Source organism: Acidisphaera rubrifaciens HS-AP3 (assembly GCF_000964365.1).
In the GTDB taxonomy this organism is placed as follows: Bacteria; Pseudomonadota; Alphaproteobacteria; order Acetobacterales; family Acetobacteraceae; genus Acidisphaera; species Acidisphaera rubrifaciens.
Genome location: NZ_BANB01000219.1, coordinates 1 through 15,188, shown reverse-complemented (window position 1 = coordinate 15,188; position 15,188 = coordinate 1). Strand labels below are relative to the sequence as shown.

Annotated in this window: 9 protein-coding genes; 2 read left to right on the top strand and 7 right to left on the bottom strand. The window is 71.4% G+C overall.

Features of this window, described 5'->3' with window-relative positions; all coding sequences use genetic code 11:
• On the top strand, positions 1-679 hold a 679-nt coding region (locus B8460_RS07600; RefSeq protein WP_048860982.1), incomplete at its 5' end, for an enoyl-CoA hydratase/isomerase family protein.
• 30 nt (positions 680-709) lie between these two features.
• Entirely contained in the window at positions 710-1,711 is a 1,002-nt protein-coding gene (locus B8460_RS07595) for an alpha/beta fold hydrolase (RefSeq protein ID WP_048860981.1), read from the top strand.
• A 383-nt stretch (positions 1,712-2,094) separates the two neighbouring features.
• On the opposite strand, the gene B8460_RS07590 is transcribed toward B8460_RS07595, so the two are convergent.
• The 7 genes from B8460_RS07590 to B8460_RS21740 all read right to left on the bottom strand — a co-directional run.
• The gene (locus B8460_RS07590; protein ID WP_048860980.1) at positions 2,095-3,942 is read right to left on the bottom strand and encodes a ribonucleoside-diphosphate reductase subunit alpha; all 1,848 of its coding nucleotides are present in this window, start codon (positions 3,940-3,942) and stop codon (positions 2,095-2,097) included.
• A 247-nt stretch (positions 3,943-4,189) separates the two neighbouring features.
• The gene (locus tag B8460_RS07585) at positions 4,190-5,845 is read right to left on the bottom strand and encodes a Na/Pi cotransporter family protein (RefSeq protein ID WP_048860984.1); all 1,656 of its coding nucleotides are present in this window, start codon (positions 5,843-5,845) and stop codon (positions 4,190-4,192) included.
• A 39-nt stretch (positions 5,846-5,884) separates the two neighbouring features.
• On the bottom strand, positions 5,885-7,069 hold the full coding sequence (locus B8460_RS07580) for a pyridoxal-phosphate-dependent aminotransferase family protein (RefSeq protein WP_048860979.1): 1,185 nt from the start codon (positions 7,067-7,069) through the stop codon (positions 5,885-5,887).
• A gap of 117 nt (positions 7,070-7,186) precedes the next feature.
• Positions 7,187-9,775 carry a PAS domain S-box protein gene (locus B8460_RS07575; RefSeq protein ID WP_052945170.1) on the bottom strand — a complete coding sequence of 863 codons (2,589 nt, stop codon included), beginning with the start codon at positions 9,773-9,775 and terminating at the stop codon, positions 7,187-7,189.
• Between the two features lie 117 nt (positions 9,776-9,892).
• Positions 9,893-11,146, bottom strand: coding sequence for a cupin domain-containing protein (locus B8460_RS07570; protein WP_048860978.1), 1,254 nt, complete (start codon positions 11,144-11,146; stop codon positions 9,893-9,895).
• An 85-nt stretch (positions 11,147-11,231) separates the two neighbouring features.
• Positions 11,232-14,624 carry an AAA family ATPase gene (locus B8460_RS07565; RefSeq protein ID WP_048860977.1) on the bottom strand — a complete coding sequence of 1,131 codons (3,393 nt, stop codon included), beginning with the start codon at positions 14,622-14,624 and terminating at the stop codon, positions 11,232-11,234.
• Between the two features lie 73 nt (positions 14,625-14,697).
• On the bottom strand, positions 14,698-15,188 hold a 491-nt coding region (locus tag B8460_RS21740; protein ID WP_048860976.1), incomplete at its 5' end, for a hypothetical protein.

Here is a 15,188-nt window from a genome sequence, read left to right as displayed (position 1 = left end):
GTTGCAGGCGACGATGGAAAGCCTGTCGGCCGAGGACGACCTGCGCTGCGTCGTGCTGCGCGGCGCCGGCGGCGAGGCGTTCTGCGCCGGCGCCGACATCAAGGCGTTCCGCGCCGAACGCGGCTCGCGCGCGCGGGAGGACGTGTATGGCGCGGTGCTGCATCATTCGATGCAGTCGGTGCGTCTCTGCCGCCATCCGGTGGTCGCCATGATCCAGGGCTTCTGCCTGGGCGGCGGAGCGGGCATCGCCACGATGTGCGACTTCCGCGTGGGCGGCGAGGGCATCCGCATGGGCATCACCGCCCGCAACCTCGGCATCTGGTATCCGTACGCGGAGATCGACCCGATCATCCAGCTCGCCGGCACGGGGGTTGCTTCCGAGATGCTGATCGAGGGCCGTATCTTCACAGGCCGCGAGGCCTATGAGAAAGGTCTGCTGTCCCGCGTCGTCGCCGATGCCGACGTGGAGAGCGAAGCGATGGCGCTGGCCGAGCGGATCGGCACCGGCAGCCCGCTTTCGGCCCGTTTCCACAAGGCGGCCATCCGCAAGCTGCGCGGCGCGCTGCCGATCACGCCCGAGGAAGACCTCGCGGTGAACGGGTTCGTCGACACCGAGGATTTCAAGGCTGCGTCCGAGGCGTTCCTCGCCAAGCGCAAGCCGGTCTGGAAGGGGCGCTGATCCGGCGCCCCTCAATCATGGGGGCTGGAGATGAGCGAGTTTCTGGAAGTACCGAACTTCGCGCTGCAAAAGGGCGGCATGCTGCCGCTCGCGCGGCTCGCCTACCGCACGCTCGGCACGCTGAACGCCGCGCGTGACAACGCGGTCCTGGTGCCGTCCTGGTACACCGGCACCGACGCGGACAGCGAGTTCGTCTTCTGCGGCGGCGGCAAGCGGGCGCTCGATCCGGGCAAGCACTTCATCATCCTGACCAACCTGCTGGGCAACGGCATCTCGTCCTCGCCGTCGAACACGCCGGCGCCCTATGACCGCGGCATGTTCCCGAACGTCACGTTGTACGACAACGTCGTCCTGCAGCATAAGCTGGTGACGGGGACGTTCGGGATCACGCGCCTGCATCTCGTCACCGGCTGGTCGATGGGCGCCTGCCAGACCTATCAGTGGGCGTCGCAGTATCCGGACATGGTGCGCGCCGCGGCACCGATCGCCGGGTCGGCGCGCACCGCGTCGTTCAACAAGATCTTCCTGCTGTCGCTGCGCCGCGCGCTGACGCTCGATCCGGCGTTCGACGAGGGGTTCTACGCCCGCCCGCCGCTTGCGGGGCTGCGCGCCTTCGCCGCGATCTATGCCGGCTGGGGCGTGTCGGAGGCGTTTTTCCGCACCAAGGCCTATGCCGCCTTCGGCGCCAGCACGCACGAGGAGTTCAGCCAGTATTTCTGGGAGCCGTTCTTCCAGAAGTGCGACGCTAACAACCTGCTGTCGCAGCTCTGGACGTGGGAGCACGGCGACATCAGCGACACCCCGGCGTTCAAGGGCGACTTCGAGGCGGCGCTGGCGGCGATCAAGGCGAAGACGATCATCCTGCCGGTCGATCTCGACCGCTACTTCCCGCCGGTGGATTCCGAGTACGAGGCGCGGTTCATGCCGAACGGCGAATGCCGCACGATCAACTCGATCTGGGGCCACATGGCCCCGTTCAACCCGGCCGACGCCGCGATCATCGACGCCGCGCTCAACGAATTGCTGGGCTGAGGCGCCTGCGGCCTGCCAGCGGGGGTGCGGGCGACCGCGCCCCCATCTGCCAACCGGCGCCGGAGACTATGCTGCGGTCGGACGAGGTGCGACAGCCGCACAATAATGAGCGAAACGCTCACGAAGCGCGGCCAGCGCGTCAAGCCTCGCGGTCATCGCGTGTGCCGCTTCAAGGCTATCTGCCGCCAAAGAACGCCCATCGCGACGGATGCAGCGATTCCGAGCCTCCAGGGCCGCATCCCAAGCCTGACAGAGCTGCCGATATAGATGCGCGGGCGTCACCGGACGATCGGCCGCAGGCAAGGCAGCCATACGCGCGCCATCCAGACACGCAAAGACTTGCTCGGCGAGTGGATCGCCATGCAGGGCAGGAAGCTCGTCCCTCACTGACACGCCAGACACTCCTCATAGTCCACGCGCGCCGCGGGGGGTGGCGTGGTCGGGGCGGGGTCCAGGGTGGCGGCCAGAAGGTCGCCGGGGCGGACCACCGCCTCGCTCACGTTGTCGGCGCGCATGATCGACAGCGAGCGGCAGTAATAGAGCGACTTCAGCCCGCGCTTCCACGCCATCATGTGGATCTGATGCAGGTCGCGCTTGTGCACGTTGGCCGGCAGGAACAGGTTGACCGACTGGCTCTGGCAGACAAAGGGCGTGCGGTCGGCCGCATGCTCGATCACCCAGCGCTGGTCCATTTCCAACGCCGTCTTGAACACCGCCTTTTCGTCGTCGGTCAGGAACGGCAGGTGCTGCACGCTGCCCTTGCTGAGCGTGATCGACGACCACACGTCGTCGTTGTCGTGGCCGCGTTCGGCGAGCAGCCGCTGCAGATGGCGGTTGCGCACGCTGAAGCTGCCGGACAGCGTCTTCTGAAGGAACACGTTGGCGGCGATCGGCTCGATCCCCGGGCTCGCGTTTCCGGCGATGATCGAGATCGACGCGGTGGGCGCGATCGCGATCTTGTTGGAGAAGCGCTCCATGATGCCGTATTCGGCGGCGTCCGGGCACGGGCCGCGCTCCTCGGCGAGCTTGCGCGACGCGGCATCCGCCTGCGTGCGCAGCTGGCGGAACATGCGCGTGTTCCACACCTTCGCCATCACGCTTTCGAACGGCACGCCCTGGGCCTGCAGGAAGGTATGGAACCCCATCACGCCGAGCCCGACGGAGCGTTCGCGCATCGCCGCGTAGCGGGCACGCTCCATGCCGTCCGGCGCGCGGTCGATGAAGTCCTGCAGCACGTTGTCGAGGAAACGCAGCACGTCCTCGATGAAGGTCGGATGGTCATGCCATTCGAGCCATGTCTCGAGGTTGACCGAGGACAGGCAGCAGACCGCCGTGCGCTGCTTGCCATGCTGGTCGATGCCGGTCGGCAGCGTGATCTCGCTGCACAGGTTCGACGTCTTGACCTCCAGCCCGGCCAGCTTCTGCTGCTCGGGCCGGGCGCGGTTCACGTGGTCGCTGAACACCAGGTACGGCTCGCCCGTCTCGATCCGCGCCGTCAGGATGCGTATCCACAGGCTGCGCGCGCTGATGCTGCGCACGATGCTGTCGTCCTTGGGCGAGATCAGCGGCCACATCTCGTCCGCCTCGACCGCGCGCATGAACGCGTCGGGCACCAGCACCCCGTGATGCAGGTTGAGCGCCTTGCGGTTCGGGTCGCCGCCCGACGGCTTGCGCATCTCCACGAACTCTTCGATCTCGGGATGCGAGACCGGCAGATAGACCGCCGCCGAGCCGCGCCGCAGCGAGCCCTGGCTGATCGCGAGCGTCAGGCTGTCCATCACGCGGATGAACGGGATGACGCCCGACGTCTTGCCGTTCTGCCCGACCTTCTCGCCGATCGAGCGCAGATTGCCCCAGTAGCTGCCGATGCCGCCGCCCTTGCTGGCGAGCCACACGTTCTCGTTCCACAGCCCGACGATGCCCTCGAGACTGTCGGAGGCTTCGTTGAGGAAGCACGAGATCGGCAGCCCGCGCTGCGTGCCGCCGTTGGACAGCACCGGCGTCGCCGGCATGAACCAGAGCTTGCTGATGTAGTCATAGATGCGCTGCGCGTGCGCCGCGCTGTCGCCGTAGAAGCTCGCCACGCGGGCGAACAGGTCCTGATACCCCTCGCCGGGCAGCAGATAGCGGTCGTCGAGCGTGGCCTTGCCGAAATCGGTCAGCAGGGAGTCCCGGCTGCGATCGACGCGGACCTGATGGCGACCCTGCAACTGAACGGCATCGTCGAGCACGTTGGTACCCTTTCGCTTCGGCTTTGATGTCGGGCTGGCGGCATCACTGTCGGACCGGCCGCCCTCGCCCGTCAAACAGTATCCTACACTATATGGGTGGTCCCGCCGCACCCGGCCACAAGATACGGCATTGTTGTCGCACGGCCGCCACAGACCCGGCCCGCCACGCAGTGAACATAGCAGAAACGGATGCGGCGCCCGGAGTCGAAACCGCAGGCGGCGGACGCGACCCGGGGGCGCGGCGTCGTCAGGACTCGGCGCGCAGCCGGCTCGGCAGCAGCTCGCCCGCGTCCTCCAGCGCCGGATAGGCCGCGGCGGCGACGAGGCAGGCATGCACGCGGGCGAACTCGCGCAGCAGGTCGAGCCGCGCGCCCTCGCTCGCGTCCTCGCGCTGGCCGCGCAGCGCCGCCAGCCGGTCGGTCGTGGCGTCCTGCTCCAGGGCGCGGAACGCGTCCTTTTCGGCGACCATCTGCCGGGCGAGCCGGGCGTCCTGGCTCATCAGGATGCCCGCGGCCAGACGCAGCCCCTCGGTCAGCCGGCGGATGACCTCCGCCATCTCCGCCCGCGTCGCGACGGACAGGGTGATGCCCTGCTTCAGCCGCCGGGCGGAGGGGGTCATGACGTTGTGGCGCAGCACGTCCGCCGCCGCCTCCAGGTTGCCGACGAAGGCCAGCACCTGCTGCAACCGCCGCTCGTCCGCCTCGTCCGCCGCGTCCGGCTCGATGCCGGCCAGATAGGCGCGGATCGCGCCGCCCATCCGGCGTACCCCCTCGCCCATCCGCCGAGTCTCGGCGATGCGCAGCCGGTCGGGCTGGGCGAGCGAGGCAGCGGTGCCGGCCAGCATCGCCTCCAGCACGTCCGCCATGCGCAGCGCCTCCCGCGCCGACGCCGCGAGCGCCGCCGGGGGGGCGGCCAGCGCGCTGTGGTCGAGGTAGCGCACGCGATAGGGATCGTCCGTCTCCGCCCGCTGCGGCAGCAGCCGGGCGAGCAGCCGGGCATAGGGCCCCAGCACCGGCAGGAACACGGCGGCGAGCAGCAGGTTGAACCCGGTATGGAAGTCCGCGACCGCGCGCGCCGCGTCGGGCTCCACGGTGACCAGCCACGGCCCGATCCATTCCAGCGCCAGCAAGGCCGCGAACACGCCGATGCAGCGGTTGATCAGATTGCCCACCGGCACCCGCCGCAGCGCCGGGTCGTCGCCGGGCGCGCCCTCCAGCACCGGGTTGATCGCCGAGCCGAGATTGGCGCCGAGCACCAGCGCATAGGCGGCGTGCGGCGGCACCGCGCCGCGCGCGGCGAGCGACATCACCAGCAGCACCACCGCGACCGAGGAATGCGCGGCCCAGGTCAGCCCCGCCGCCACCAGCACGTCCAACACCGGCTCCGTCGCGATGGCGCCGAGCATCATCCGCAGGCTCGGCTGGTCCTCGTACGGCGTCACCAGGTCGAGCAGCTGGTGCAGCGCCAGCAGCATCAGCCCGAGCCCGATCGCGAACCGCCCGATATCGCGCGTCCGCCCCAGCGTGCCGCGGCGGAACAGGATGACGCCCACCAGGATCGCGACCGACGACACGCCCGAGACGTCGAAGGACAGCGCCTGGACGATCAGCGTCGTGCCGACATTGGCGCCCAGCATGACGGCGAGCGCGGGCACCGTCTCGACCAGCCCGCTCGCGGCGAAGCCGGCGACCATCAGACCGGTCGCGGTGCTGCTCTGCAGCACGGCGGTGACGCCGAGGCCGGAGAAGAAGGCGGCGACGCGGTTGCCGAGGGCGCGGCCGAGGAGCCCGCGCAGGCCGGGGCCGAAGGCGCGCTGGATGCCGGTCTGCACCATGTGCACGCCCCACAGCAGCAGCGCCACCGTGCCGGCGAGATCAAGCAGGGTCCAGGTCGGACTCACCATCGCGGCCTCCCCCATTCCGGTCCGGAGGCCGGCAGGTTGTCAGGCAGCGGCGTAGAAATCCATCGCCGCCGCGACGCCGCCGCGCCCGTGCGGCACGCCCGCGATCGCCAGCGCCATTTCCAGCGCGGCCAGGGTGCCGAGGATCATCGGCTCGTTCAGGTCGCCGAGATGCCCGATGCGCAGCGCGCCCACGCCGAGATCGCCCAGGTTGTAGCCGAGCGCGACGCCGAACCGCTCCGAGGCGACCCGCCGCACGGCTTCGGCATCGTGCCCCGCCGGCATCACGACGGTGGAGACGGTGTCGGAGGCCCGCGCCGGGTCGGTGCAATACAAATGCGGGCCGCCGCCCGGCGTCTCCGACCAGCGGGCGATACAGCGCCGCACACCCTCGGCGATGCGGGCGTGGCGGGCGGTCACGGCGTCGATCCCGCCCTCCGCCTCGATCAGCCGCAGGCTTTCGGCGAGGCCGTAGAACAGGCTCGTCGGCACCGTGCCGACGAAGCTGCGGGTGCGGCGGGGCAGCATGTTCGACCAGTTGAAATAGTATTTCGGCAGCCGGCTCTGGGCGTGCGCCGCCATCGCGCGGGGCGATGCGGCGGTGAAGCTGAACCCGGTGGGCAGCATCAGCCCCTTCTGGCTGCCGCCGACCACGGCATCGATGCCCCACGCATCCATGCGGAACTCGATGCAGCCGAGGGATGAGATGGTGTCCACCAGCAGCAGGGCCTTGTGCCCCGCCGCGTCCAGCGCGCCGCGCAGCGCGGCCGGCGGCAGCATGACGCCGGTCGAGGTCTCGTTATGCACGGCGAGCACGCCGCGGATGCGCCCGCCCGCATCCTCGCGCAGCAGCGCCGTCAGCGCCGCCGGATCGGCGCCGCGGCGCCAGTCCGTCCCGAGGGTGCGCACCTCGAGCCCGAGCGCCCGGGCCATCGCCGCCCAGGTCTGCGAGAAATAGCCGCTGTCGATCATCAGCACGACGTCGCCCGGCGAGAACAGGTTCACCAGCGTCGCCTCCCACGCGCCATGGCCGGAGGCGGTGTAGGCGAACACCTCGTGCTCCGTGCGCAGGACGCGCTTCAGCCCGGCCATCGCCGCGTCGTACACGGCCAGGAACTCCGGCGCGTTGAAGTCGATCGAGGCATGCGCGACGGCCTGCAGCACGCTGTCCGGGATGTTGGTCGGGCCGGGATTGGCAAAAAACGGGCGGCCGGGCTTGCGGGTCATGGCATGCGTCCTGCGGGAGGTCACGCACACCTAGGCCCGGCCGCGCGCCCCGCCAAGGGCGCACGCGGCAGGGGCGCCCCGCGCCGGCCGCAGCGTCACCGCCCGCCGATACTCAAGTCAGCGGCCGGCGGCGTCGTCCAGCACCTCGCGCACCCGTGCCGCGAGTTCGCGGAAGGTGAAGGGCTTGGTGATCAGCTGCACGCCCGAATCGAGCCGCCCGTGATGGACGATCGCGTTGCGGGCATAGCCCGTGGTGAACAGCACCCGCAGCCCCGGCACCAGCCGCCGCGCCTGCCGCGACAACTGCTCGCCGTTCAGCCCGCCGGGCAGCACGACATCGGAGAACAGCAGGTCGATCGCCGCCCCCTCCCGCTCCAGCAGCCGCAGCGCCGCCGGCCCGTCCCGTGCCTCAAGCACCCGGTAGCCGAGTTCACGCAGCATCTCGACCGAATAGCTGCGCACGTCCTCGTCGTCCTCGACGACCAGGACCGTCTCGTTGCGCGTGCCCTCCGGCGCGTGGCTCTCCTCGCCGGTCGGGCTCTCCGCCGCCTCGCCCACCAGGCGCGGCAGGTAGATCTTCACCGTCGTGCCCTCGCCGGGCTCGGAATAGATCTTCACGTGCCCGCCCGACTGCTTGACGAAGCCGTACACCATCGACAGACCGAGGCCGGTGCCGCGTCCCACCTCCTTGGTGGTGAAGAACGGCTCGAACACGCGGCCGACCGTCTCGCGGTCCATCCCGATGCCGGTGTCGGAGACGCTGATCAGCACGTACTGCCCGGGCTGTACCTCGGCGTGATCGGCGGCGTAGGCGCGATCCAGATGCGTGTTGGTGGTCTCGATCGTCAGCCGCCCGCCGTCGGGCATCGCGTCGCGCGCGTTGACGGCGAGGTTCAGGATCGCGCTTTCAAGCTGGTTGGGATCGGCCTCGACGCGCCACAGGCCGGCGCCCTGCACCGTCTCCAGCGAGATCGTCTCGCCGAGCGTGCGGGCCAGCAGTTCGGCCATGCCACTGACCAGCGTGTTGGCGTTGATCGGCTTCGGCTCCAGCGGCTGGCGGCGCGAGAAGGCCAGCAGCCGCTGCGTCAACGTCGCCGCCCGGCGCGCGCCGGTCATGGCGGCCTCCGTCGCCCGGCGCAGACGCGGCTGCTCGGGCGGGAGGTTGCGCTGGAGCATCTCCAGATTGCCGACGACGATCTGCAGCAGGTTGTTGAAGTCATGCGCGACGCCGCCGGTCAGCTGGCCGACCGCTTCCATCTTCTGCGCCTGCCGCAGCGCCTCCTCGACGGTCTGACGCTCGGCGATGGCGGCCGCGATGCGCGCCTCCAGCGTCTCGTTGAGGTCCTGCAGCGCCGCCTCGGCCATCTTGCGGTCGTGGATGTCGGTGCAGGTGCCGTACCAGCGGGTGATCCGGCCCGCCGCGTCGCGCACGCATTGCGCCCGCCCGATCACCCAGCGGTAGACGCCGGTGCGATGCCGCAGGCGGTATTCGATGTGGTACGGCGCTCCGGTATCGAGGCAGGCCCGCCAGGTCGACCACGCCCGCTCCCGGTCGTCGGGATGGAACACGCCGTTCCATGCCTCGCCATCGGTCGTGCCATGCGGCACGCCCGTGTATTCGTACCAGCGGTCGTTGTAATAGTCGTGATAGCCGTCCGGCCGCGTGGACCAGATCATCTGGTCGATCGAGTTGGCGATCGCCTGGAACTTCGCCTCGCTCTCGCGCAGCAGCGCCTCGGCGCGCGCCTGTTCGACGGCGGCCCAGGTGCGCTGCGCCGCCTCCTGCACCAGCTGCACCTCGCCGTCGCGCCAGCGGCGGGGCTTGGCGTCGTGGACGAACAGGGCGGCGACGACGCGCCCGTCCTTGACCAGCGGGACCGCCAGAGCCGCGACCACGGACACGCCGGCGAAGGTCGCGCGGTGCCCCGCGGCGACCGCGTCGCGGGTCGCGTCGCCGATCACCAGCGTGCGCCCGGCGCGGAACGCGGCCTGCACCTCCGGCCCGAACTCGCTCAGCCGGTGCAGACCGGCCATGCTCGGCATCGCGCCGGCCGTCCAGTCATCGGCGACGGCGACGCGATCAAGGTCCTCGTCGAGCTCGGCGTAGCCGGCCCGTCCGGCGTCGAGCCAGGTGCCGAGCAGTTCGGCCGCCGCCGCCTTCACTGCCGCGGGCTCCGACAGCAGGGCGAGCCGGTCGGCGAGGGAGACCAGGAAGGCCTGCCGCTTCGCCGTGATCACCTTGTCCGTGGTTTCCCTGACGATGCACAGGATGCCGTCCACCCCGCCGGTCTCGCTGCGCACCGGCGAGTAGGAAATGTCGAACCAGACATCCTCGAGATAGCCGTGGCGGTCGATCACGAACGGCCGGTCGCGGGCGGAGACGGTCTCGCCTTCCTCACGCACGCGGCGCAGCAGGGGATGCAGGTCGTCCCACAGCTCGGACCAGTATTCCTGCGCCGGACGGCCGAGCGCCGCCGGATGCTTGGACCCGATCGTGGGCGCGTAGGCGGTGTTGTAGAGCGCGACGAATTGCGGCCCCCAGAACATCACCACCTGCGCTTCGGCGCCGAGCAGTAGGCCGACCGCATTCTTGAGGTTCGGGGGCCACGCACCGGGCGGACCGAGCGGAGAGTCCGCCCAGTCGCGTGTGCGCATGAGGTCGCCCAGCGCGCCGCCGCCCGAGAGAAAGCCGATGCCCCCGGCCACGCCGGCTGCGGAAGAAGAAATCGAAACGCCCTCCATGAGACCCGGGGCCGCCACCCTCAACGGCCAGCGCCGTCCCCGGTTGCATGCGCGCCGGCCTGACCGAAGCCGCGCGCCAGCTCAGCCGGGCATGACGCCCGGCCGGTTCCTGGGGAAACGCGCGACCACGTCGGGGTCGAGGTTGAATGTCGCCGCCACCATCTCAACCGGTGTGTGCGCGAGCCAGTCGGACAGGGAGACCTCCTCATAGCGCGGCGCGGGGAACAGGGCGAGGAAGACCAGATCCTCGGTCCCCGTGTTCTCCACGTAATGGCCGAGGCCCTTCTTGACGTAGCCGATGTCGCCGGGGTGGAAATCGGCGGTCATGGCGGACGGCCCGGCGTTGAACACCGTCATCCGCCCCTGCCCCTTCATGTAGTACTGCCACTCGTCCGCGTTCGGATGCCAGTGCATCGCGCGCAGCCCGCCCGGCCGGACCGTCACCAGCCCGGCCGCGATCGTCTTCGAGACGTGGAACGTCGTGCTGTCGGCGATCTGCACATGCCCGCCCGGCGTCACGCTGCTCGGCGTCACGCCGGCGAGCGAGAAGACGAAGGGCGACGGCGGCGCCCCGGCGGCGGAGGCCACCTGCGCCTGCGCCTCGGCAAGCGGGCCAGGCACGCGCCCCTGGAAGATCCAGCGGTTATGCAGCGGAATGTTGCGAAACGCGTCGGCCGGCACGCCGAAATTGCGGGCCAGCACCTCGGGCGGCGTGTGCGCGAGCCAGTCGGTCGCGGGCAGCGTGTTGAACTCCGACGAGTGACCGTTGTCGAAGGCGAGGACGAACTCCGCCCCGTCCGGTCCGAGTCCCTGCAGCGAGTGCGGCAGGCCGGGCGGGAAATACCACAGGTCGCCCGCGGCCACGTCGTTGACCGCCGCCCGCCCGTCCGCGTCCAGCACGGTGATGCGGCAATGGCCGTAGGTCATGATCGCCCACTCGGCCTGCTGGTGCCAGTGCAGCTCCCGTATGCCGCCGGCGGCGAGGCGCATGTTGACGCCGGAGATGTCGGACGAGATGGCGAAGTCCGCCTGCGTCACCTGCCGTCCCCAGCCGCCGTCCTGCACCCGGCGCGGCGCGAGGTTGAACGAGGCCCAGAACTGCGGCATCCCACCGACATCGGTCGGCGGCGGATCGAGGAAGACAGGCTCCGTCGCCGACAGCGCCGGATCGTTGGGGCCGGGCGTCTTCAGCGCGTCGGGGCGGGTGACGTTGACCGATCCCTCCGGCGGCTCGTCGGGATTGCCGAACCCCGCCGCGCGCGCGGCCGATGCCGCGGCGACCGCCCCGCCCGCCGCGGTCGATGCGAGCACGGCGCGGCGCGAGACTGACTTCATTACGCAAGCTCCAGGGGGGGTGCGGGCGCGTGCAGCCTGTGCCGACCACGCGACAGCGTCAATGCACCGGCGGCGGGCGCGCGGATCAGGCGGAGCGCCCGCCCTCCTGACCGCCCGCGACCGGGATGGCCGCGACCGTGCGCAGGGCGTGGGCCTCCAGCAGGATCGCGCTGTCCGGGGCGTCCGTGAACCAGGCGCAGAGCGGGCCGAGCAGGTCGGGGACGGCGCGCGGGCGCGGGCTCGCGCGCCACAGCTTCGTCAGCCGCACCGCGGCGCACAGCTCGCCCCAGCGGGCACCGCGTTCGCGCGACCATTCGAGCGCCTCGGCAAGATCGACCTCGGCGGCGGGGTTGCCGGCGGCGATCAGCGCGTCGCCGCGCGCGCACAGCAGCAGCGCGTCCCACGACCGCTCCGAGTTGCGCTCCGCCCAGTGGCGCCCGTCATCGGCGGCGGCGAGGGCGCCGTCGACGTCGCCCTGCGCCAGCAGCGCCTCGGACAGCAGGCTGTAATAGCACGGCAGGCCGCACGCGGCGCCGCTCGCGCGCCAGGCGTCGATGCTCGCGCGCACCTGTGCCACCCCCGACGCGTCGCCGCCGATCGCCGCCGCCCAGCCGAGCACGATCGCCGACATCGCCATGTAGATCGGGAATCCGTACTCGCGGGCGAGCGTCATGCCTTCCTGCGCATAGGCCCGGGCGGCGGCGGCGTCGCGCAGGATCACCGGACACGCGGCGGCGCGCGACAGCGCGTTGGCGATCGACAGCGGATGCCCGGTGCGACGGGCCGAGGCGATCGCCGCGTCCGCCGCCGTGACGGCGCGGCGCGGATGACCGAGCCAGGCGAGGTTGTACGCGTGATAGACATAGGTCGCGGTCGGCGTCGCCTCGCCGAAGCGCGCGATGATGCTGCGGTGGCGCTTCCAGTCGGACTCCGGCCGCAGATGCCGCAGATGCAGCTCCGACGTCGCGAAGTCGCCGAGATGATGCGTGATGCCGGCGAGCATCCCGTGCGCGACCAGCAGCAATTCCTCGTCCCCGCCGCGATCGGCGATGTGGCGCAGGTCGTTGCCGTAGCTGCGCGCGAGCGGCAGGTTGCCGAGCACCCAGTGATAGGTCGCGAAGCCGCGCAGCACCGGGATCGACAGCGCCGGATCGCCGTCGGAGGGAAACCATTGCTGCGCGCGGGTGAACGCGGCCTGCACCTCCGGCGCCGCATAGCCGCGCGTCGCGGTCCAGGCGAAGCCGAGCGCGCTGTGCAACAGCACCTCGTAGCGACGGCGGACGTCGGACTGCGCGTCGAGATCGCCGAGCAGGGCGATCCCGGCATTGAGGCGCGCGACCGCCTCGGCCATCGCCGAACGCTGCGCGGCCGCCTGTCCGGCGGCGAGCCAGTAGGGGATCGCGCCTGCCGCATTGCCGGCGGCGGTGTGATGGCGCGCGAGCGTCTCCGGCGCGCTGGTCGCGGTGTCCGGGAAGCGCTGTTCGATCGCCTCGGCGATGGCGGCGTGCAGCGCGGCACGGCGGCTCATCAGGATGGTTTCGTACGCGGCGTCCTGTACCAGCGCGTGGCGGAACCGGTAGCGGGGGCCGGCGGGCATGGCGGTGACCGACAGGATGCCGGCGGCGCACAGCCGCCCGAGCGCGTCGCGCAGCGCGGCCGGCGGGTGCTCCACGACGGCCGCCAGCAGATCGAGATCGAACTCGCGCCCGATCGCGGCGGCGCGGTGCGCGACGTCCTTCGCCAGCGGGCCGAGACGGTCGAGACGGGCGGTGAGCGAGTCGCGCAGGGTGGGCGGGATCGGCACCGCGGCGGCGCCGGCCGCGTAGTCCCAGCGGTCCGTCCCCTCGATCAACGCGCCCGAGTCGAGGACGGTGCGCGTCAGCTCCTCGACGAACAGCGGGATGCCGTCGGCGCGGCCGAGGATGTCGGCGAGCAGCTCGGGCGGCAGCGTCTTGCCCGCCGTCAGCGCCTCCACGATCGTCGCCGTCTCGGTGCGGCTGAGCCGCCCGAGCGGCAGCGTCGAGACATGCGGATGCTGCAGCCAGCGGGGCGTGAACTCCGGCCGGTGGGTCAGCACCAGCAGCATGGGGCAGGCAGCGGCGCGCGCCACCAGCCGGTCGAGCAGGTCGAGTGTCGACGGGTCGGCCCAGTGCAGGTCGCCGAACGCGATGACCGCCGGGCGACGCGCGGCGACGCCGGCGAGGAGGTCGACCACGGCGCGGATCGTCTCGTCCTTCACCCGCTGCGGCGTCAACGCCGCCGCCGCCGCGTCGCGCGAAGGTGTCACGCCCAACAGATCGGCGAGGAAACGGCGGTCGGCCGGCGGGCACGACCCCTCGTTGCCGGAGAGCGCGTTGAGCAGCGCGTCGAGCCGCACGCCCCGCTCGTCGGTGCCGGGCATGAGCGCGAGCTCGCGCTCGAAATGGTCGATCAGCGGCGAGAAGGCGCTGTTTACCTGAAAGGCGGAGCAGGCGAAGCGCAGCACCGCCGCCCCGTCCTGCGCCGCCTCGCGGTACAGCTCGCGCATCAGCCGGCTTTTGCCGATGCCCGCCTCGCCCGAGACGATGACGACCTGGCCCTGCCCGCCCTGCGCGCGCATCCACAGGCGGCGCAGGCGGATGCGCTCCTCCGCGCGGTTGACGAAGCGCGTCGCGGGGCCGGGCGGCCCAGCGTCGGGCGTGCCGGCATGGCGCGTCACGCCCGCGACGGCCCAGGCGGCGACCGGTTCCGGGAAACCCTTCAGCGTCTGCCGCCCGAGGTCGCGCAGCACGAAGCGCTCGCCGAGCAGCCGGCGCGTGCCCGGCGAGATCACGATGCTCCCGGGCTCGGCCAGCGCCTGCAGCCGGGCGGCGAGGTTGGGGGTGGCACCGACCACCGCCTGTTCGCGCGACACGCCCTCGCCGATCGCCTCGCCCACCACAACAAGTCCGGTCGCGATGCCGATGCGCAGCCCCGCCGGGTTGCCCGACGGCAGGCGGATGCGCCCGGCGGCGGCGATGATGTCGAGGCCGGCGCGCACCGCCCGCTCGGCATCGTCCTCGTGCGCGTGGGGGAAGCCGAAATAGACCAGCACGCCGTCGCCCATGTAGCGGGCGATCAGCCCGTCATAGCGATCCACCGCCTCCGCGACGCAGGCCTGGAAGTCGGCGATGACGGCGTGCAGCACCTCCGGGTCGAAGGCGTTGGCGATGGCGGTGGAACCGGCGAGGTCGCAGAACATCACCGTCAGCTGCCGCCGCTCCGCGCCCGGCGCGGGACGGTCGATCGACAGGTCGCCGCCGGCTGACGCGCCGCCGGTCAGCTGCGCGATGGCGCGCAGCAGCCGCTTGCGGTCGCCGAGCGAGACACCGAGCTGCGCGAGGTCCGATTGGGTCAGGTCGGCGAGCACGTCGGGGCCGATATCGGCCTGCGCGAACGCGGGCCAATAACGGCTGAGGCCGAGACCGGCCAGCCAGTCCTGAAGGGAGGCAACGGGCACGAGGCAACTCTCAACCGCGCAACCGACGTTTCAATAGCACACATCCCGGCGCGCCGCACCAGCCCGCCGACGGTCACGAGAGGCCGAGCGCCGCGAGGGCCACCACCGCGCCGGCATCGAGACACGCCATCACCGGCGGCGGCGCGGCACCGGTCAGCAGCCGGCGGCCACCGACCAGGAAAGCCGGCGCCGCCAGCGCCGCCAGCGGCGCGACCATCACCGCGAGGACGCCGCCCGCCATCACCCCGGCGCAGGCGAGCCGCCGGCCCGCCGTCTCGCCGAGGGCGACGGGCACCGTCCATTTGTAGCCGGGGTCGATGCGGCAATCCTCAATATCCTTGAGGATCTCGCGCGCAGCGATCAGCAACCCGGCCGCGGCGGCCAGCAGGAAGGGACGCGAATCCCCCGCATGCAGCGCCGCCGGCAGCACCGCCGGCGCGGCCGACGTCGCCGCCGCCGTCGCGAGCGGCGCCCACGGGACGCGGCGTATCTCGCTGTAGACAAGCGCCGCCACCGCCATTCCCGCCAGCAGCGCGCCGAGCCGCAGGTTCTGCGCCGCCGCGA